This window comes from Rhodococcus koreensis (genome assembly GCF_900105905.1).
Taxonomy (GTDB): Bacteria; Actinomycetota; Actinomycetes; order Mycobacteriales; family Mycobacteriaceae; genus Rhodococcus_F; species Rhodococcus_F koreensis.
Genome location: NZ_FNSV01000005.1, coordinates 8,836,724 through 8,854,860, shown reverse-complemented (window position 1 = coordinate 8,854,860; position 18,137 = coordinate 8,836,724). Strand labels below are relative to the sequence as shown.

Below are 18,137 nucleotides of genomic sequence, written 5' to 3'. Positions count from 1 at the left end.
CGGGGGCCTGCTGCTGCGCTAGAAGGTGCCGTCGTAGAGCGCGTAACCGCCCGCTCCCGCTGCCTTTGCACGATACATCGCCGAGTCCGCCCGCCGAACGAGCTCTTCACGGGTGCACTCGGGATCGGACAGTGCAACACCGATACTGGCACTGATCGGCCACTCGAGTGACCGCGCCCGGTTCAGGTCGGCGAAGCTACCGGCGATCCGGGCGGCAATCGCGACCGCCTCCGCCGCGCCCGCGACGTGCTCACAGACGACCACGAATTCGTCGCCGCCGAGGCGGGCAACGGTATCGCCCGGGCGCACCGCCGACCGCAGATGCCTGGCGAGCACGATCAGCGCGTCGTCGCCAACCGCGTGACCGAGGCTGTCGTTGACGGTCTTGAAGTCGTCGAGATCCACCAGCAGCAGCGCCACGCGCGGGCCACCGTGCGGCGCCGCGTCCAGGGCCTCGCCGAGCCGGCGGCGAGCCAATGTGCGGTTCGGCAATCCCGTCAGCGGGTCGTGCAAGCTCTGGTGCACCAGCGCGGCCTCGGCCTCGATACGGCGGATCGCCGCGGAGAGCACGGCTGTCACCGAACGCAAAAAGGTCAGGTCACGCTCGGTGTAGTCACGGGGACGACGACTGTGCGCCGTCAACACACCCCACACCTCTTCGGAGCCGAACGGAACGCACACCCCGCTCTGCAGCCCGCGCCCGCTCATCCCCGCCGTGGAGAACCGGGATTCGTGGACCCGATCGGTGCACACGATCACCGACCCATTTGCAGCGGCGTACCCGGGCTGCGATCCCGGCCCCGGCGAGAACGTCTTCGGACCGGGCTCGGGACCGCGGTAGGCGAGCACCGTGAGTTCGCCGTCGTCGGCCACCCGTGCGATCGACGAACAGTGCACACCCATCAGCGCGGCCGCCGCCCCAGCCGCCGCCGTGAGGAGTTCATCGAGGTCTCCGCCGACGGCGAGTTGGCTCAGGTCGGCGATCGCCTGCTGCTCCCGGGCCCGGTACGCGGACTCCCCCAATGCGCGCTGCAGGCGTTGCTCGTCGTGTTCGGCGCCGCGGCGATCCTGGGCAATCGACCCGATCACCGCCGGCCCGGTCTCCGTGTATTCGAGCACGAACGTCGAAATCAGCATCGGGATCGGCTCGCCCGTGACGAAATGGCGAAACTCGGTCAACCCGGTCCACTCTCCCCGGTCGGCCAGAGCCGACTCCACGTCACGCGCCTGCACGAGGCCGACGTCGGTGAACAGTTCCGCCGTCGTCCTCGAGTACGCATGCACGGCATCACCGAATCCGAGGACGCCGACACCCGCGGGATTGACGTACACGATCCGACCGGACACGAATTCGGACACGAACACCAACGCCGGACTGTATTCGAGGACCGCGAGCAGCATCCGCGAATCCGGCAGCGACTCCATGGACACTCCCTCCGCTGCGAACCTTCCGTCCTCCACCCGCCTCGACCTCCATCCACGATAAGCGTTCCCGGAAGTGACGCCTCGCGCGTCCTCACGCCATTCTGCCGCGCCTGCCGTCTTGAGTCCCGTCCCACGCCCGCGGGCGTGGGACGTTGATTCCGCCTCGATGTAGGGGCACCATCGTGGGCATGCGCAGAGCGCGTTGGCCGGCATTCGCGCCGCCGACAGCCAGTGGGACCGCAGTGCACGGTCCCACCATTCTCGCGTCCGGAACTCACCACACCCTCGACCTCCTCGGAATTGTCGCGTTCTCGTCGGGAATCCACGTCCGTCTCGCGTTGACCGCCACGGGGCGGACCGCCGAGCGCGCACACCACGAGACACGGGTGCTGTCCGATCCGGCGGATCCCGACACCCAATGGTCGTATCTGTCGGTGCTGCTGCAGTTGGGGTCTGTCGTCGGCGTTGCCGACCCCTATCTGCCACGGTCCGGCTCACCCCGGAAGTGGGGTGGAGTACCCGCCTACCGCACGGAGCCGAACTACTGGCTCGGCACGTGTACGCGCCCACACGACATCATGATCTCGGCGGGGTGGCCGGAGATCGGCCTGGGGCCCACCTGTCTGACTGCGCTCCTGGAACCGAGTCCGTCGACCGTCACCTCCGACTGACTCGAGGTCCAACCTCACCTATTCCGGAGTGGTTGCGGCTAGCGTCGGAACCACAGGCCGCGAGACGGAGGTTCACGATGCGTTTGTCCACCCGGAACCAGCTCACCGGAACGATCACCGAGGTCACCCTCGGCAGTGTGATGGCGACAGTGAAGGTGCGTCTCGACGGAGGCGAGCAGATCGTCACCGCGTCCATCACGAAGGAGGCGGTCGAGGAACTCGGTCTGCAGGCCGGCGTGGCTGCGACGGTGCTCGTGAAGTCCACCGAGGTGATGCTCGGCGTCGAGTGATGGACTAGTGCGCCGAGATCGTGAGGGAATCGGACGCTGTCACGACCTCGAACGGCATCTCGATGTGGGCAACCGTCCCCGCACGTGGTCCCGGGCGGACGGAGAAGCTGCCGCCGGCCGCGACGACGCGGAGTTCGTGCGACGTGAGTCCGATGTGCCCTCGGCTGAGACTGCGGTCGATCGCTTCACGGGAGATGCCGCATCCGTCGTCGGTGACGTCGAGGACCGCATGCTCACCCGTCCGAGTCAGTTCGACCCGGACGGTGCGTGCTCTCGCGTGCTTGACCACGTTGCTGAGCAATTCGCGTGCGGCGCTGAACAGCACGTCGTCGGCCGAGGTGCGTAAGTCGTCGTCCCATTCCACGGTCTGGAGATCCACGTCGAAACCGCCGCGCGCCTGGGCGGACCGGACGATGTCGCCGAGAGCACGGGCAAGTCCGACGCGATCGAGCACCGTGGGATGGAGTTCCGAGACGGTGGCCCTCAACAGAGACGCGGATTCGGTGAGTGCGTGGGTGATGCGATCGACGGCCTCCGGATCGGCGCCGCCGGTGAGGTCGTCGAGATCCATCTTCGCGGCAAGCACGAATTGCAGCGCCCCGTCGTGGAGTTGCTCGGACAACGCACGTCGTTCGCGCTGTTCGAGGCCCATCAACTCCGCGAGCAGGGCGGTGCGGTCGTGGACGAGGTGACCGATGGTGAGCACCCTGGATCGTTGAATTCTACTGAGCACGACTGCGCCCGCCGAGAGGATGGCAAGTGCCATCGTGCTGAGCAGGATGGACGACCACGGTTCCTCGTTCGACGCCATCGTGGCCCAACTGGCGGCGAGGAACACCAGCACCGTGGGCACGACCACGGAGGCGCAGACACCCGGGCGTAGCTGAGTGCAGGCCAGTAACGGGATCACGAACAGTCCGTTGGTCAAGATGTCGGCGGTCCAACTCTGTTGCGCCGCAATACCGGTCAACAGTGTGAGGCTACCGATGACCGCAAGGTCCACGAACAGGGCGAGCCACATCGCGTTCACCGGACCCGGACCTCCTCGGCGGGTCCACAGCGCGAGCCCGACGGTCCAGAATGCGTCGCCGGTCAGGATCGCCAGGCACACATTCGCATCGTTCATGGGCGGGACGAACAGCAGTGTCAACGCGATGAAGAGCGCAAGCACACCACGCAGTGCGACTTGCAGGTGCGCGCCGCGATACGCGTGTTCGAGGACGATGCGTTCGAGATCCGGGCTGCCGCCGAGATCCGCGGGTAATACCGATGACTCAGCCATGGAACGGCCTCCTCGGCCGGGCGACTCCGACAGGAAGATCCGGGGTACATCAACTGCTGGACCTGCGACAATGCCCCAGAATTCTAGCACCGTCACGTTTTCGAACCGCGGGATCGACGGCCCACGCCCGCTCGCCCACCACCAGGAGTGTTCGGGGCCGATCCGTCGATGCGACGCGACACCCCGGTATTCGTGGGAACATCTCAGGCGATCGGTCCCGCGGACCGAACCGAAAGGGGTGTGACGCATGACCAGGATTCGACGGCGGTCCGCGGTGGCTCTGGCCTCGATCGCCGGTGCCTCGTCTCTTCTTCTCGCTGCCTGCACCCAGGATGCGTCGTCGACCGACGGCACCGAGTCCGTCGCACCGAGCGCCTCGAGTGAGCCACCGTCAGCCGAACCGGCCGTCAACGGCGTCGATGCGAAGCAGTACGCGTCGAGCGACCCGGAGAGCGACGCGTTCGGCTTCGTCACGCCGTCGGGAAAATGGTTGTGTGCGATCATTCCCGACAAGAAGCTCGCCGGATGCGCTTCGCATCCCACCGCGGGGCCTTTGGGAGTCCCGGGAACCCCGCAGATCGCGTCGCCGGACGGCGGCCCGCCCGCCGAGGCCGACCTCATCGCAGTCGAGGCGGGGAAGGAGCCGAACTTCCAGAACTGGAATGAGGCACTCTTTCCCGGCAACGCCAATGTCCTCCCCTATGACACCACCCTCGCGGTCGACGGATTCAGTTGCAATGTGCAGTTCTCGGGAGTCTCGTGCCGGGAGGATGCGACGGGCAAGGGCTTTACCGTCGCCACGAACGGGTACAAATTTGAATTCACGCCGCTGCCGGTGAGCATTCCCAGCGTAACCCCACCACCGATCGCGCCCACCGCCGCACCGCTTCCCCAGCAGGCCCGCGGATCGAATCAGTGTGGCCCCGTTACCTACCCGGAGACGGGAAAGCCCGCGACCGTGGTCATCGTGAAGGGGACACTCCGGTGCGACGAGGCGCACACGATGCTCACGAAGTACTTCACGGGACGCGACAAGAGTGAACCGGTGTACAGCTTCGACGGGTGGGAATGCCGCCTCGCGGGAGACCCGGAATCGGCGGAGATCGGCTACACGATCAACTGCACCGACGACAACGGAAACACCGTCGTCGCACAGCCGTAGAAGGCCCGTGCGCACCCATCGCCGATGAGTCGATCGTCCGTGCGGTTGCGGAAGCAACATTCGGTGCGATCGGGGGGCAGGCCGATGAAGTCCCAGCGAGACTCGTACCCCGATGTCTACGCTGGCGCCATGCACCCACCGAATGACCAGGCCGGTACCTGGGAAGGTTCGTGGCTCGCGGCGATGACGGTGATCAAGAGCGCTCAGCTGGTTTTCACACCGGAGAACCGCCCGCCTTCCGAGCTCATCCCGCTCGTCGAACCCCTGAGCCGGCTGGGTGATGCGCTTCGGGCGACACCGCCCGACCCCGAAGAGTCCCGTCGGCGCGCCGCCGACCTGGTCGCCGATCGAGACCTGATCACCTGGGCATGCCGGCCGGACCAGCCCAGCCAGATCCGGGAGTTCGGGGCAACCCTGGCCTTCCTGTCCATGAAGCTGACCACCTGAGCCTCCGGCCTCACGGCGAACGAGGTGACCGGCGCAGCTCAGAATTCGTAGTCGACGACGACCGGCGCGTGATCGCTCATCCGGCGATCCGCCGCCGGGTCCCGGTCGGTGCCGGCCGTGACCGCCGTCCGCGCCAGTTGCGGCGTCGCGAGGTGGTAGTCGATGCGCCACCCGACATCGTTCACGAACGACTGTCCCAGCCACGACCACCACGAGTAGGGACCGTCGACGTCCGGATGGTGTCGCCGGACGACGTCGACGAGGGTGCGCGGCGACACGATGGAGTCGAACCACTCGCGCTCCTCCGGCAGATAGCCCTCGGCCTGATTGCTGCGCCGCCAGTTCCGTACGTCGTACCGGGTGTGCGCAATGTTGAGGTCACCCATCAACAGCAGTTCTCTGCCCCGCGCGCGAGCCGTGCGGCGCGAGCGGGTCAGCTGGCGCGCGAACGCGGAGAGAAAGCGCATCTTGCGGTCGTAGCGGACGCCCCCGTCGGGGGCCTCCCGCATCCGCCCGGGCTTCTGGAGATGGGCAGGCAGGCCGCCCTTCGGCAGATACATCGAGACGACGGTGATCGGCGACTCGGCGAGGTCGACCTCGATGTACCGACCATGGTTCGCGAACTCCCCCAGACCCCGAGCCAACGGCTCCGGCTCCAGTTCGACTCTCTCGATATGCGTTTCACCCGGTGCCTGCACCAGCGCCGTGCCGCTCCACGTTCGAACCGCGATGGGTGCGCATCGAGTGAGGATCGCGACACCGTTGCGGCCGGCGAACTCGCCCTCGTCGTATGCGAGGTGATACCGGCCGAACACCCCCGGCGGGATGGCGGCGGCACGAGCGCGGACCTCCTGCAGCGCGACGACGTCGGGTTCACGCTCGCCGAGCCAGTCCTCGAAGCCGCGCCGCTGCGCCGCGCGGATCCCGTTGATGTTGAAGGTCGCGATTCGCACGGGACACAGTGTAGGGATCCGTCCCACTCCGCCCCCACTCCGGCGGGACAGTCGCCCGCCCGCACACGGGTTTCGCGGAGTTGGCCGATTTGTGTGTGAACTGGAGTACTGATTGCTAGCGTTCGCGTAGTCGAGCCCACCGTCGGGGGGAGTTGGTGATGCGGATCGCCAGAATGCGGCGAGGTGTGGCTACCTCAGCCCTTGCCGTGTCGGTCGTCCTCGGGGTCGCGACGAGCCCCGCACCCGCCGTCGCGTCGGCCGAGACGTTCTTCTTCAACGACGTCGGGTCGACGGCCGTCCCGCGGGCCGACTGCGGTCCCGGTTCGCTGCCGGAGACGGGTATGCAGGGCGACGTTCCGGCCGAAGACCGCAACAGCGGACGAAGCACCCAGGGTTATCGATGCAACATGTCGCTGCTCGGGGCCTGCAGGATCGCGGTGGTGGCCTGCTGTCGGTGACCTACGACCACTGCTCCTACACCAGCACGTTCTTCCCCGGGAACCTGCTCGACCCCGACACACCCGGCGTGCAGGTACTCGACGTGTCGAACCCCGCGCAGCCGGTGCTGTCCACGACCCTGAACGAACCCGCGATGCTGGGTGGCACCTGGGAGAGTTTGAAGGTCAACAAGGCACGCAAGTTGCTCGCAGCCACCGCGGTCCCGGCCGCCGCAGGCACCGGCTACTTCTCCGTCTACGACATTTCCGACTGCGCCCACCCCCGGTTGCTGAACCGAGGTGCCGGGACCGATGTCACCATGCCGCTGCCGTTCATCTCGCATGAAGGCGGCTTCTCCCCCGACGGCAACACCTACTGGGTGTCCGGACCCGCCCCGGGGTTCCTCAGCGCCATCGACATCCGAAACCCGGCCGAGCCACGGATCATCTGGCAGGGATTGCACGGACTCGGCGGGCACGGTTTCGGCATCACCCCCGACGGGAACCGGATGTACCTGTCCAACCTCGGTGGGATCACCGTCCTCGACATCAGCGCTGTCCAACGCGGCGAACCGTATCCCACCGTCCCGCAACTCGCCACGTACCTGTGGACCGACGGGTTCTTCAACCAGCACAGCATTCCGGTCACGTACGACGGAAAGCCCTACATCTTCACCGTCGACGAAACGGGCGGCGGTGGAATCAAGGTCTTCGACGTCGCCGACCCGGCGCACGCCGACATCGTGCAGAAGATCAAGCTCGAGATCCAGCTTCCCGCCAACACCGCCGCGAACCTTCGGTCCTCGCAAGGCGGCTCGGTCTTCTCCTACGATCCGCACTACTGCGTGGTCGACCGCCCCGCGGACCCGACCGCACTCGCGTGTTCCTGGGAGTCGTCCGGGATCCGTGTGTTCGACATCCGCGACCTCGGCCACATCCGGGAGGTCGCCTACTACAACCCGCCGGCGCAGACCGGCAAGAATCTCCAGCTGACCAATTCACCACACGCTCTGTCGTCGCTGATCGGTGTGTCCCTCTTCGATTTCGTTCCGCTCGCCCGCGCCGTCTTCGAGGGCAAGACGGATCCGCGGATCGCGTTCGGCCCACGCGCAGGAATGGTGGCGTTCGGCGACCTGTCCGCGGATTGGTGCTTCTCGCCACCGGAATTCCACGGCAACCAGATCTGGACCTCGTGCAGCGACAACGGTTTCATGGCGCTGCAGTTGGACAACTCCGTCTATCAAGCACCGGCGAATCAGGCTCCGACCTATGGGCAGTGACATGCGGCGGTCGCCATTCCGCCGTCCCATCATTCTATTGCTGTGCGCCGTGCTGCTCGGTGCCGGCGGGATTGCAGCCGGAATGTGGCTGCAGTCGGCGCGCAACACCGGCGTCGTCGGGGTTCAGCTGTCCCCGGCCGACGTCGGTTTCGCACAGGACATGTCGGTGCACCACGAGCAAGCGGTGCTGATCGCCCAGACACTGCCGCGGGACGTCGACCCGCAGATCCGGGTCATCGCCGACCAGATCGTCGCCGCGCAGACTTCCGAGATCGCGACGATGCGCGGCTGGCTCAATCTCTTCGACGAACCCTTCACCACAGCGCGGCCGATGCAGTGGATGCACGGTTCCGATCACGTCATGAGCGAACAGGGCGGCGCACCAATGCCGGGAACTGCAAGCACCAGCGAGATCACCCGCCTTGCCGGCCTGCACGGAGCAGACGCGGAGTCACTCTTCCTGCAACTCATGATCCGGCACCACCAGGGAGGCGTCGAGATGGCTGAGGCAGCCATCCACGCGGTCGCCTCGGAACCGATCCGCCGCGTCGCACGCGGGATGATCCGCGATCAGAGCAACGAGATCGCTGTGATGACAGCACTACTCGGCGCCAGGGACGCGAATCCACTCCCCCACCCCTAGGCCGCCCCTAGGCCGATCCACTCGATCGTGGCGGCAGGTCGGCGGAGGGCCTGTCGAAGGTTTTGTACGGCCACATTCCCTCACGAGTAGCGTTCATGTCAATCGCAGCCTTCTCAGATGCGCGACCTTGCTTGCAGTAGAGGGAATGACAGTATCGCCGATGGGGTCTAGATTTGGCCGCACAAATAGATGTAGCCTTGTGCAAAACCGAAGGAGCCTTCATGACGCATCGGCCGTCGCAGCCACGGACAGATTCACCGCGGTATCTCACCGAGGACCGCCTGGCGATCCGGGACCTGGCTCGCGAGTTCGCGATGACGCAGGTGCTGCCGGTCGCGAACGAGTTGGATCCGGTGCAGGGCACGATCCCGGACACGTTGAAGAAGGCGATGGCCGAGGTCGGGTTCTTCGGGATCATGATCCCCGAGGAGCACGGCGGTCTCGGCCTCGGCGTGTTCGAGTACTGCCTGGTCGCGGAGGAGTTGTCGCGGGCGTGGATGAGTGTGTCCGGGCTGCTGGCCCGCGGCAACGGGATGGGCGGCGGCTTCACCGCGGAGCAGGAGGCGGCGCTGCTGCCGAAGGTGGCCCGCGGTGAGTACCTCGGCGCGTACGCGTTGTCCGAGGCCGAGGCCGGCTCGGACGTCGCGAACATCTCCTGCCGCGCGACCCGCGACGGCGACGACTGGGTGATCAGCGGCACGAAGATGTGGTGCACCTACGCCGACGAGGCCGACTACCTGGTGCTGTTCGCGCGCACCGACCCGAACAAGGATCCCGCGAAACCGCACCGCGGGATCAGCGCGTTCCTGATCGAGAAGCAGCGCGGAGGCTTCCCCGAAGGGATCAGCGGGACGAAGATCCGCAAGATCGGGTATTTCGGGTGGAGCACGTGGGAGTTGTCGTTCGACGGCTTCCGGGTGCCCGCGTCCGCGATGCTCGGCGAGGAGGGCAAGGGTTTCTACCTGGCGGTCTCCGGTCTCGAGGTCGGGCGGGCGCACACCGCGGCCCGGGCGATCGGTCTGGCCCGGGCGGCGTTGGAGGATTCGATCGCGTACCTGCACACCCGCCGTCAGTTCGGGCACGAGTTGGCCGACTTCCAGCATCTGCGGTTCAAGATCGCGACGATGGCCGCCGACATCGAGGCGGCGCGGCAGTTGATGTATGCGGTGGCCACCGATATCGACACCGGCCGTCGGTGCTCGTTGGAGGCGTCGATGTGCAAGCTGGTGGCGACGGAGATGGCCGAGCGGGTGACCAGTGAGGCCGTGCAGATTCACGGCGGTGCCGGGTATACCACCGACTTCCAGGTGGAGCGGCACTGGCGCGATGCCCGGTTGACGAAGATCTTCGAGGGCACCAGCGAGATCCAGATGCGGATCATCTCCGACGAACTGCTGGGCGCCGCAAGGTAATCGTGGTGCTGGATCTGGTGCCCTCTCGATGTACCGGCGTCGACTGAGCGAACGCCGTGTCCACCAGCCGATTCGGGCGTCACCCATGATCCAGCGATAACGGCCGGGACCGCGGAATACAGTGGCGGTCCCGGCCACGCCGACTGCTACTTGCCGCGCAGACCGATCGGGTTGCCGTCAGCGTCGGCAAGCACGCACACTCGCGCCTCCGGGGCGATCTGGCGCGGGGCGCTCCGCTCGGTCGCACCTGCCGCGAGCAGGGTCGCGCGGCTCGCATCGAGATCCTCGACGTCGGCGAAGGCCACCGGTCCCCCGCCTTCCTCGCCTGGATTCAGAGCGACCTCGAAGCCGTCGACGTTGTATCCGACATAATAGGGCTGGTCGGTGTGCGGTTCGCCGAGCAGCGCGGTGTAGACCGCCTTCGCGGCGTCCAGGTCGGACACCGGAATCACCAGGCTGCGGATCGTGGCACTCATACTCGTCTCCTCAGGGTCCGGCGGCCGCGTCGGCGACCGCTCGGTGTCCACGCTAAGGGCAGTCCTGGGACCGGCGCTTCTTTATTCCTGATCGGTCTGCTGCCTGTTCGTCCGGCTCAGTTGAACCGCGAGCCGACCAGGGAAGCGATCTCGTTCGCGTGGTCATCGATATAGAAATGGCCGCCGGAGAATTCGCAGGTGTCGAAGGTCCCGGTCGTGAATTCGCTCCAGAGCCGGATGTCGGCGTCGGTCACCGATGGGTCGGCGTCGCCGCGAAGGGCAATGATCGGACATGACACGTCCGGCCCGGATTTGTACCTGTAGGTCTCCACGGCCTTGTAGTCGTTACGCACGCTCGGCAGCACCAGCTCTGCAAGGTCGGGGTTCTCGACCAGTATCTGCACCACATTGGAGTCCGCACCCCCGAGCCGGCGCATGTCGTCGAGCAAGGCCTGATCGCTTGCCAAGTGCAACGCCGTCGGCTGGACGACACTCGGTGCTGTTCGACCAGAGACGAACAATGCTGCGAGCGCCTGACCTCGCTGCTCGAAACGCCGCGCCGCCTCGAACGCAATCGTTGCACCCATGCTGTGACCGAACACTCCGAGGCGCCTACCCGCGGGCGGAGTCGACTCGCGCACAACCTGCTCCGCGATAGCGCCGACGTCGGACATCATCTCGTCGCTGAGGCGATCCTGCCGACCCGGATACTGCACCGCCAGCAACTCGATCCGCGGGAACAGTGCCTCGGCCAACTGTCGATAGGCGCTCGCCGTACCACCACCATGCGGAAAGCACAGCAGCACCCCGGATGCGTTCGGGGATTCTTGGAAACACCTGATCCACATCTTCGCTCAGCACTCCCCGTTGTCGAGATCACGGTGGACGGCGTTCACGGTAGCGCGTCGCCTCGTGCGCGATCGGCGAGACGTAGCCGGGCAGCCGATGTCGCCGGCTCCTCAGGCGACGGGCTGGAACAGTTCGATCAGGTTGCCTGCCGGGTCGGCGATCAGGATCTGACGCCCGCCCGGACCGGCGACCACATCGCTGCGAAACGCGACACCGGCATCACGCAAGCGGGCGATTTCGGCGTCGAGGTCGCCGACGATGAGGTGAATGCGGTTTCTCCCCGCACCGGCATTGTCGGCCGGGGTTGCGCGAGCCCCCGAACTGGCCGGCCCCGACAGCAGGAGCCTCAGCGAGCCGCGTATCACGTCGGCGAAGGCCGGCGCAGGATTTGTGTGCAGGGTGAAGCCGAGGTGGCGGGTGTAGAAGTCGATGGCTGCGGGCACATCGTCGACCAGGTAGCGGACGCTGACGTAGTCGTCGCGTGGGGTCATCATCGCAAGCTCCTTTTCACGTTTCGGTGGTGAGGTTCGGCACCAGGTACCGGATGCGGGTGTCGATGTCGGCGGCGGTCGCCTGGAAGGCCGGGTAGGTGTCCTCGTCGGTGCCGCCTGCCTCCGACGGGTCGGGGATGCTCCAGTGGATCCAGCGCGTGCCCTCACCGAACTCCGGACAGACTTCACGAGCCTTGTCGCACAGGGTGATTACCGTGTCGAACCGGTGGTCTGCGAGTGCGTCCAGGTGGCGGGGATTCTGGCCGGAGATGTCGATCCCGAACTCTTCTCGCAGCACCCGCACCGCATTCGGGTGCATTATCGGTTGAGGGCGGGTGCCTGCACTGCGTGCTTCGACCCGGCCGTTGGTACGCTGCCGCAGCAGAGCTTCCGCGATCACGGAACGGGCACTGTTACCGGTACACACGAACAGCACCGACGCAGGTGCCTGCGAATCGAACTGCGGGGCAGTAGGAATCAACCCGAGCGCCGGGTGCAGCGCGGCGCCCGCACCGGTCAGCATCTCGGCACAGCAGTCCAGATCCAGGTGGTAGTAGCTGTCGCGGCCGTCGAAGCTGCTGCGGGTAGCCCTCACCAGCCCGCCGTCCCGCAGCAGGCGCAGGTGGTAGGAGATGAGGTTCTGCGACTCACCCAGCAGAGTCACCATCTCCCGGACCCGGTAATCGCCGCCGGACAGCGCTGCCATCAGCTGCCACCGCAACGGATGAGCAGCCAGCTGCACGAACGACGGGACTGGTTGACGCACCAACACCACAACACCAGACTACCACCAGATACATCAAATGAGTTTGATGTATCCGATGAGATTCCTCAGGCTTCGGAAATTTCGAGACCGAATGTCTCGCGGGTGATGTGGTCGGGCTCCGGACCGCCGCGCACACCGGTGTCGAGAGCGTCGATCGCGGCAAGTTGGTCCTCGGTGAGATCGAAGTCGAAGACGTCGAAGTTCTCGGTGATACGCGACGGGGTGACCGACTTCGGGATCACCTGGCGGCCCTGCTGCAGGTGCCACCGCAGCATCGCCTGGGCCGGCGACTTGCCGTGCGCCGCTGCGATGCTCTTGATGGTGGGGTCGTCGAGAGTGGAGCCGTGGGAACCGTCGCGGTAGAAGGTGATACCACCGATCGGCGACCATGCCTGGGACACGATTCCGTGTTCGGCGTTGGCGGTGAGCACGTCGGATTGCCGGAAGTACGGGTGCACCTCGATTTGGTTGATCGCCGGCACCACGGATGTTTCGTCACGCAGTCGCGTGAGGTGGTCGGGCATGAAGTTGCTGACACCGATGGCGCGGACGCGGCCGTCCGCGAGCAGCGTCTCGAGTGCCTTGTAGGCCTCGATGGTGAGGGTGAATTCGCCGGGTAGCGCCTGGTGCAGTATCAGCAGGTCGATTTGGCCGACTCCGAGTTTGCGGGCGCTCTTGCCGAAGGCGTGCAGGGTCGCGTCGTAGCCGTAATCGGTAATCCAGATCTTGGTCTCGATGAAGACGTCCGCGCGATCGACGCCCGAGCGGCGTATGGCTTCGCCGACCTCGCGTTCGTTCTGATAGGCAGCAGCGGTGTCGATGTGCTGGTATCCGGTTTGCAGCGCCGCCTCGACCGCGGTAATCGTGGCATCGGGCGGCGTCTGGAACACACCGAAACCCAGTGCCGGCATGGTTGTTTCATTGTTCAGTGTCAGTAGTGGGATGGTCATGCTTCAACCTTGGGGTCGGTCACAGGGTGCTGAGTGTGTTTGTCGGACGAGGTGCCCGGACCCGCAGTGCTTTGTCGTGCGGCGGGCACGATCACCGTGAGCACGACGGCCAACGCGAGCACGAGCAGAATGGCGCTGCCGGTGAGGGCGGCGCCGACGTGGTCGGTCACCGCTGCCGGCCGGTCGAGGGCGCCGCCTGCGTTCGCCGAGAGTGCGACGAGGATGCCCAGACCGAGTGCCATCCCGAGTTGGTGGGCCGTGTTGACCAGTCCGGAGGCCGCGCCGGCGTCCGCCGAGTCCACACCGGCGACTCCTGCGTTCGTCAGCGGCCCGAACGCCAGGCCCTGCCCAGCGCCCACCAGGATCATCGGCAGCGCAACGTCTGCGAGATATGCATCGAGTGCGCCGATGCGGCTCAGCCATGCCATGCCGGCCAGGGTCAGCGCGGTCCCGGTGGCGAGCAGAATCCCGTTCGACAGCCGGGCGCTCAGCCGGGGCACCGCGAGTGCGACGGCGAAGTTGACGAGGGTCATCGGCAGAAACCCGAGGCCGGCTTGCAGTGGGGAGAAACCGAACCCGTCCTGCAGCAATTGGGTGAAGTAGAAGAACCCGTTGACTTCTTCTCGGCCGTGAACGACCGAGATTCCCCTCCAGACTCGCGTCCCGAGGTTCCTGTTTCACCGACAGTCGCCACCCCACACGTTATGTGCGGGGCGGTCTCACACCGTCTCCGCAGGCTGCCACCGTCAGTCCGACGGCCAAAATATTCTTCGCCGCGTTCACATCCCGGTCATGGACGACGCCGCATCGGCACGTCCACTCCCGCACGTTCAGCGGCATCGCCGACGCGACCTCCCCACACACCGAGCAGGTCTTCGACGACGGACAGAACCGATCGACCGCCACCACCCGCCGCCCGTACCACTCGGCCTTGTACTCGAGCATCGACCGGAACTCCGACCACCCCGCATCCGAGATCACCCGAGACAACGACCGAATCTTCACCATGTTCCGCACACTCAGATCCTCGATGGCGATCACTTGGTTTTCGCGCACCAAACGAGTGGAGAGTGTGTGCAGATAATCGCGGCGCCGATCAGCGATCCGACCATGAATCTTCGCGACCTTCAGTCGGGCCTTGGCCCGGTTCCGCGATCCCTTCTGCTTCCTGGCCAGCATCCGCTGCGCCTTCGCCAACCGCGCACGATCCCTGCGCTCGTGGCGCGGGTTGGTGATCTTCTCCCCCGTCGACAGCGTGTACAGGCTCGTGATCCCGGCATCGAGCCCGACCACCCGATCGACCGGCTCGAGCTCGCTGATCGTGTCCTCGACGAGGATCGAAACATGGTACTGACCACGAGCATTACGCGACACCGTCACCTGCGACGGCACCGCCCCCTCCGGCAGCGGCCTCGACCACCGAATATCCAGGGGTTCGGACTGCTTGGCCAACCGGAGCTGCCCGCCGCGGTAGGTGAAGCAGTTCGAATAGTAGGTCGCCGAATCCTTCGACCGCCCCTTCCTCTTGAACTGCGGGTAGCCGGTCTGCTTGCGCCAGAACCTCTCGAACGCACCCTGCAACTGCCGCAGAGACTCCTGCAACGGCCCCTTCGACGGCTCCGCCAACCACTCCGTCTCGGCATCCCGCTTCCATCCGGTGAGCATCTTCGAGGTATCCGCATAGGTCACCCGCCGCCGCTCCTGCGACCACGCCCGCGACCGCTCCGCCAACGCCCGGTTGTAGACATACCGGGTGCACCCGAACGTCCGAGCAAGCTGTTCCGCCTGCACCGCAGACGGATAGAAACGAAACTTGAACGCCCGCTTCACCACCCTCCCCGCCATGACCCAGACACTAGCCCCACAGTCCGACAAAACCAGATCGGCCATCCCGGACCTGAAGGACCGGGTTTGCGCCGAAAGACTCAAGGATCATCGCCCCGAGGTAGAGCAGCCGAGCGGTGTAGGCGCCGCTGCGTTCGCGACCGTAGAACAACCGCAGGGGCAGGATCGGCTGCCGCACCCGCCCCTCGTGGACGATCAGCGCAACCAGCAGGACCACCCCGACGACCAGAGCAGCCTGCACCCGGGCCGATCCCCATCCAGCGTCGGCGGATTCGATGATCCCGAAGATGACGGCGCCCATGCCCAGTGTGGCAGCGAGCGCACCGATCACATCGAACTGCCCCGTTCGACGTGGTGTTTCCACGAGCACCGTGCCGGACCACGCTATCAACGCGACCGCGATCGGGACGTTGACCAGGAACGCCGCTCGCCAGGAGACCCACTCGGTGAGCGCACCCCCGACGAGGAGACCGAGGCTGGCACCGATACCGGCCGTTACGGCGTACCAGGCGATCGCTCGATTGCGGGCCTCGCCGTCGAAATAGGTCGTGATCAACGCCAACGAGGTCGGTGCGACGATCGCCGCACCGATTCCCTGCACCGCACGGGAGGCGATCATCCACCATCCCGCCGGCGCCAGCCCGACGAGCAAGGGAGCGGCACCGAAAAGCGCGAGCCCGACCGGAAACCGCGGTCGTCACGGCCGGACCGCAACCTTGAGCGCTTCCCGGGCGTCCATCGCGGCGTACCCCAGCGGCGTCTGATCCAGGCCGACGGTCCGGTCGAACACCCTCCCCGGCTGCACGGTGCCCTCCAGGACCGCCGGAAGTAGGCGCTCGATATACGCGCGCACCGGCGCCGGACCACCGGTCAGCGTGACGTTCGGTCCGAACAGGCTCCCGAACCCGACCGGTGCGTCCTCGTACTGAGGCACCCCCACCCGACTGATCACTCCGCCCGCGCGGACGACGCCCACCGCCTGGTCGTAGGCGGGCCGGTGACCGACCGCCTCGAGGACGATCGCGCTGCCCAGTCCGCCGGTCAGCTCGCGAACCCTCGCGATGCCCTCCTCGCCGCGCTCGGCGACCACATCGGTTGCACCGAACTCGCGACCGAGATCGGTCCGCACCTGGTGCCGACCCATCAACACGATCTGCTCGGCGCCGAGTTGGCGAGCCGACAGCACCGCCAGCAATCCCACCGCCCCGTCACCGATCACGGTCACGACACTGCCCTCGCCGACGCCTCCGCGGACCGCAGCATGCCAGCCGGTGCCGTACACATCCGACAACGTCAACAAGGAGTCGAGCAGCGCATCGTCGTCGTCCTCGCAGACCGGCGCCGTGACCAGCGTGCCGTCGGCCAGCGGCACGCGGACTGCTTCGGCCTGACCACCCGCCGTACCCAGCGCGGCGTCGTTCCAGAACCCGCCGCGCACGCATGAGGTCTGCAGACCCTGGGCACAGAACACACAGGTGCCACACGACACCGCGAACGGCGCGATGACGAAGTCACCGACCCGCACCGTCCGCACGTCCGAACCGACCGCTTCGACGACACCGATGAACTCGTGCCCCATCGACGTGCCCGCAGGGTCGACACCCATGGAGTGGTAGGGATGCAGGTCACTGCCACAGACGCAGGCCCGCACGATCCGTACGAGAGCGTCGGTGGACGATTGGATGGTGTGATCAGGGACATCGATGACGCGGACATCGCCCGCTCCGAACATGTACGTCGCTTTCATGCCTTCCAGTCGACCTCTATTCGGGTCGTCCGGGGAGTCACGGACGTTCCAGGTACTGCCAGTACCTCCCACACCCAGCGGTTACTACCTACCGTGGACTCATGAGCTCGATCGACCTGCGCACCGAAATCCGCGAATTCCTCAGCACGCGGCGCGCACGCATCACCCCCGAGCAGAGCGGACTCCCCGTCTACGGAGGTAACCGCCGAGTCAAAGGCCTGCGCCGCGAAGAGGTAGCCATGCTCGCCGGTGTCTCGGTCGACTACTACGTCCGCATGGAACGCGGCAACCTATCCGGTGCTTCCGACAGCGTTCTGGATTCCCTCGCCGGCGCCCTGCAACTCGACGACGCCGAACGCGACCACCTCCTCGCCCTCGCCCGCCAATCGCGAGTAAGCAGCACCCGTCGCCCCCGCACCCAGTCGATGACGGTTCGCCCGGCGATCCAGCAAATACTCGACGCCACCACCGACGCACCTGCGTGGATCCGCAACGGCCGCCACGACATCCTCGCGATGAACGACCTCGCCCGGGCCCTGTACTCCCCCGTGCTCGCAGACCCTCGCCGTCCGGCCAACACCACCCGATTCGTCTACCTCCATCCCCGGGAAGCCGAAGTGTTCTTCGTCGACTACGACACGATCGCCAAGGACGCCGCCGCCATGCTCCGACTCGAAGCGGGTCGCAACCCCCACGACAAAGCGCTCATCGCTCTGGTCGGGGAACTGTCCACCCAGAGCGAACTGTTCCGGCAACGCTGGGCATCACAAGACGTGCGCTTCCACCGCAGCGGTCGAAAACGACTGCGCCACCCTGCCGTCGGTCAACTCGACCTCGATTTCGAAGCACTCGATCTGCCCTCCGAACCGGGCCTCCAACTCAACATCTACACCGCCGCCGCCGGCACACCCACCGCCGACGCCCTCAAGCTCCTCGCGTCCTGGGCCGCCAGCCAGGAAGTACTCGACACCGAGCAAGACACTTCACACCGTCCCCGGTGACCCCGAAACA

Annotated in this window: 18 protein-coding genes and 2 pseudogenes; 8 read left to right on the top strand and 12 right to left on the bottom strand. The window is 66.2% G+C overall.

Features of this window, described 5'->3' with window-relative positions:
- Positions 1 to 18: 18 nt before the first annotated feature.
- Positions 19 to 1,425 carry a sensor domain-containing diguanylate cyclase gene (locus BLV94_RS45035; protein ID WP_072943356.1) on the bottom strand — a complete coding sequence of 469 codons (1,407 nt, stop codon included), beginning with the start codon at positions 1,423 to 1,425 and terminating at the stop codon, positions 19 to 21.
- A gap of 188 nt (positions 1,426 to 1,613) precedes the next feature.
- Here BLV94_RS45035 and BLV94_RS45030 point away from each other — a divergent pair, with 188 nt between their 5' ends.
- A complete protein-coding gene (locus BLV94_RS45030; RefSeq protein ID WP_072943316.1) occupies positions 1,614 to 2,096 on the top strand; it encodes a hypothetical protein in 483 nt (160 codons plus the stop codon).
- A 77-nt stretch (positions 2,097 to 2,173) separates the two neighbouring features.
- Positions 2,174 to 2,386 (top strand): TOBE domain-containing protein, encoded by a 213-nt coding sequence (locus BLV94_RS45025; protein WP_072943314.1) that lies wholly within the window; start codon positions 2,174 to 2,176, stop codon positions 2,384 to 2,386.
- Positions 2,387 to 2,390: 4 nt separating this feature from the next.
- Here BLV94_RS45025 and BLV94_RS45020 read toward each other — a convergent pair whose 3' ends face one another.
- Positions 2,391 to 3,668: a sensor histidine kinase gene (locus BLV94_RS45020; protein WP_072943312.1), complete on the bottom strand. Its 1,278-nt coding sequence runs from the start codon at positions 3,666 to 3,668 to the stop codon at positions 2,391 to 2,393.
- 247 nt (positions 3,669 to 3,915) lie between these two features.
- Between BLV94_RS45020 and BLV94_RS45015 the strand changes: the two genes are divergently transcribed.
- Together BLV94_RS45015 and BLV94_RS45010 are read left to right on the top strand one after the other, a co-directional pair.
- Positions 3,916 to 4,830, top strand: coding sequence for a hypothetical protein (locus BLV94_RS45015; protein ID WP_072943310.1), 915 nt, complete (start codon positions 3,916 to 3,918; stop codon positions 4,828 to 4,830).
- A gap of 129 nt (positions 4,831 to 4,959) precedes the next feature.
- Positions 4,960 to 5,277, top strand: coding sequence for a hypothetical protein (locus tag BLV94_RS45010; RefSeq protein ID WP_072943354.1), 318 nt, complete (start codon positions 4,960 to 4,962; stop codon positions 5,275 to 5,277).
- A 38-nt stretch (positions 5,278 to 5,315) separates the two neighbouring features.
- Here the strand turns inward: BLV94_RS45010 and BLV94_RS45005 are convergent, their stop codons facing one another.
- Complete coding sequence (locus tag BLV94_RS45005; RefSeq protein WP_072943308.1) at positions 5,316 to 6,230, bottom strand: exodeoxyribonuclease III; 915 nt, start codon at positions 6,228 to 6,230, stop codon at positions 5,316 to 5,318.
- A gap of 158 nt (positions 6,231 to 6,388) precedes the next feature.
- Here BLV94_RS45005 and BLV94_RS45000 point away from each other — a divergent pair.
- From BLV94_RS45000 to BLV94_RS44990, 3 genes and pseudogenes are all read left to right on the top strand, one after another.
- A pseudogene (locus tag BLV94_RS45000) lies at positions 6,389 to 7,947 on the top strand (LVIVD repeat-containing protein).
- Positions 7,937 to 8,590 carry a DUF305 domain-containing protein gene (locus tag BLV94_RS44995; RefSeq protein ID WP_072943306.1) on the top strand — a complete coding sequence of 218 codons (654 nt, stop codon included), beginning with the start codon at positions 7,937 to 7,939 and terminating at the stop codon, positions 8,588 to 8,590. Before BLV94_RS45000 ends, BLV94_RS44995 begins: the two are co-directional and overlap by 11 nt.
- 221 nt (positions 8,591 to 8,811) lie before the next feature.
- Complete coding sequence (locus BLV94_RS44990) at positions 8,812 to 10,002, top strand: acyl-CoA dehydrogenase family protein (protein WP_072943304.1); 1,191 nt, start codon at positions 8,812 to 8,814, stop codon at positions 10,000 to 10,002.
- 146 nt (positions 10,003 to 10,148) lie between these two features.
- On the opposite strand, the gene BLV94_RS44985 is transcribed toward BLV94_RS44990, so the two are convergent.
- The 9 genes and pseudogenes from BLV94_RS44985 to BLV94_RS44945 form a co-directional block, all read right to left on the bottom strand.
- Complete coding sequence (locus BLV94_RS44985) at positions 10,149 to 10,478, bottom strand: VOC family protein (protein WP_072943302.1); 330 nt, start codon at positions 10,476 to 10,478, stop codon at positions 10,149 to 10,151.
- A 116-nt stretch (positions 10,479 to 10,594) separates the two neighbouring features.
- Entirely contained in the window at positions 10,595 to 11,326 is a 732-nt protein-coding gene (locus BLV94_RS44980) for a thioesterase II family protein (protein ID WP_072943300.1), read from the bottom strand.
- Positions 11,327 to 11,437: 111 nt separating this feature from the next.
- Complete coding sequence (locus BLV94_RS44975) at positions 11,438 to 11,818, bottom strand: VOC family protein (RefSeq protein WP_072943353.1); 381 nt, start codon at positions 11,816 to 11,818, stop codon at positions 11,438 to 11,440.
- 16 nt (positions 11,819 to 11,834) lie between these two features.
- Complete coding sequence (locus BLV94_RS44970) at positions 11,835 to 12,593, bottom strand: arsenate reductase/protein-tyrosine-phosphatase family protein (RefSeq protein WP_072943298.1); 759 nt, start codon at positions 12,591 to 12,593, stop codon at positions 11,835 to 11,837.
- A gap of 56 nt (positions 12,594 to 12,649) precedes the next feature.
- On the bottom strand, positions 12,650 to 13,534 hold the full coding sequence (locus tag BLV94_RS44965; protein ID WP_072943296.1) for an aldo/keto reductase: 885 nt from the start codon (positions 13,532 to 13,534) through the stop codon (positions 12,650 to 12,652).
- Positions 13,531 to 14,178, bottom strand: coding sequence for an MFS transporter (locus BLV94_RS44960; RefSeq protein ID WP_255314982.1), 648 nt, complete (start codon positions 14,176 to 14,178; stop codon positions 13,531 to 13,533). The genes BLV94_RS44965 and BLV94_RS44960 overlap by 4 nt, the downstream gene beginning before the upstream one ends.
- Before the next feature lie 58 nt (positions 14,179 to 14,236).
- Positions 14,237 to 15,379 (bottom strand): RNA-guided endonuclease InsQ/TnpB family protein, encoded by a 1,143-nt coding sequence (locus tag BLV94_RS44955; RefSeq protein WP_072943294.1) that lies wholly within the window; start codon positions 15,377 to 15,379, stop codon positions 14,237 to 14,239.
- A gap of 10 nt (positions 15,380 to 15,389) precedes the next feature.
- Positions 15,390 to 16,055: pseudogene (locus tag BLV94_RS44950) on the bottom strand (MFS transporter); the annotation flags it as partial.
- A 21-nt stretch (positions 16,056 to 16,076) separates the two neighbouring features.
- Positions 16,077 to 17,126 carry an alcohol dehydrogenase catalytic domain-containing protein gene (locus BLV94_RS44945; protein WP_072943293.1) on the bottom strand — a complete coding sequence of 350 codons (1,050 nt, stop codon included), beginning with the start codon at positions 17,124 to 17,126 and terminating at the stop codon, positions 16,077 to 16,079.
- A 101-nt stretch (positions 17,127 to 17,227) separates the two neighbouring features.
- Between BLV94_RS44945 and BLV94_RS44940 the strand changes: the two genes are divergently transcribed.
- Positions 17,228 to 18,127, top strand: coding sequence for a helix-turn-helix transcriptional regulator (locus BLV94_RS44940; RefSeq protein WP_072943291.1), 900 nt, complete (start codon positions 17,228 to 17,230; stop codon positions 18,125 to 18,127).
- Positions 18,128 to 18,137 lie beyond the last annotated feature (10 nt).

Excerpts from the sequence above, each read along its gene's own strand:
- BLV94_RS45035 (WP_072943356.1), bottom strand. The coding sequence starts at position 1,425 with ATGGAGTCGCTGCCGGATTCGCGGATGCTGCTCGCGGTCCTCGAATAC.
- BLV94_RS45030 (WP_072943316.1), top strand. The coding sequence starts at position 1,614 with ATGCGCAGAGCGCGTTGGCCGGCATTCGCGCCGCCGACAGCCAGTGGG.
- BLV94_RS45025 (WP_072943314.1), top strand. The coding sequence starts at position 2,174 with ATGCGTTTGTCCACCCGGAACCAGCTCACCGGAACGATCACCGAGGTC.
- BLV94_RS45020 (WP_072943312.1), bottom strand. The coding sequence starts at position 3,668 with ATGGCTGAGTCATCGGTATTACCCGCGGATCTCGGCGGCAGCCCGGAT.
- BLV94_RS45015 (WP_072943310.1), top strand. The coding sequence starts at position 3,916 with ATGACCAGGATTCGACGGCGGTCCGCGGTGGCTCTGGCCTCGATCGCC.
- BLV94_RS45010 (WP_072943354.1), top strand. The coding sequence starts at position 4,960 with ATGCACCCACCGAATGACCAGGCCGGTACCTGGGAAGGTTCGTGGCTC.
- BLV94_RS44995 (WP_072943306.1), top strand. The coding sequence starts at position 7,937 with ATGGGCAGTGACATGCGGCGGTCGCCATTCCGCCGTCCCATCATTCTA.
- BLV94_RS44990 (WP_072943304.1), top strand. The coding sequence starts at position 8,812 with ATGACGCATCGGCCGTCGCAGCCACGGACAGATTCACCGCGGTATCTC.
- BLV94_RS44985 (WP_072943302.1), bottom strand. The coding sequence starts at position 10,478 with ATGAGTGCCACGATCCGCAGCCTGGTGATTCCGGTGTCCGACCTGGAC.
- BLV94_RS44980 (WP_072943300.1), bottom strand. The coding sequence starts at position 11,326 with ATGTGGATCAGGTGTTTCCAAGAATCCCCGAACGCATCCGGGGTGCTG.
- BLV94_RS44975 (WP_072943353.1), bottom strand. The coding sequence starts at position 11,818 with ATGACCCCACGCGACGACTACGTCAGCGTCCGCTACCTGGTCGACGAT.
- BLV94_RS44965 (WP_072943296.1), bottom strand. The coding sequence starts at position 13,534 with ATGACCATCCCACTACTGACACTGAACAATGAAACAACCATGCCGGCA.
- BLV94_RS44955 (WP_072943294.1), bottom strand. The coding sequence starts at position 15,379 with ATGGCGGGGAGGGTGGTGAAGCGGGCGTTCAAGTTTCGTTTCTATCCG.
- BLV94_RS44945 (WP_072943293.1), bottom strand. The coding sequence starts at position 17,126 with ATGAAAGCGACGTACATGTTCGGAGCGGGCGATGTCCGCGTCATCGAT.
- BLV94_RS44940 (WP_072943291.1), top strand. The coding sequence starts at position 17,228 with ATGAGCTCGATCGACCTGCGCACCGAAATCCGCGAATTCCTCAGCACG.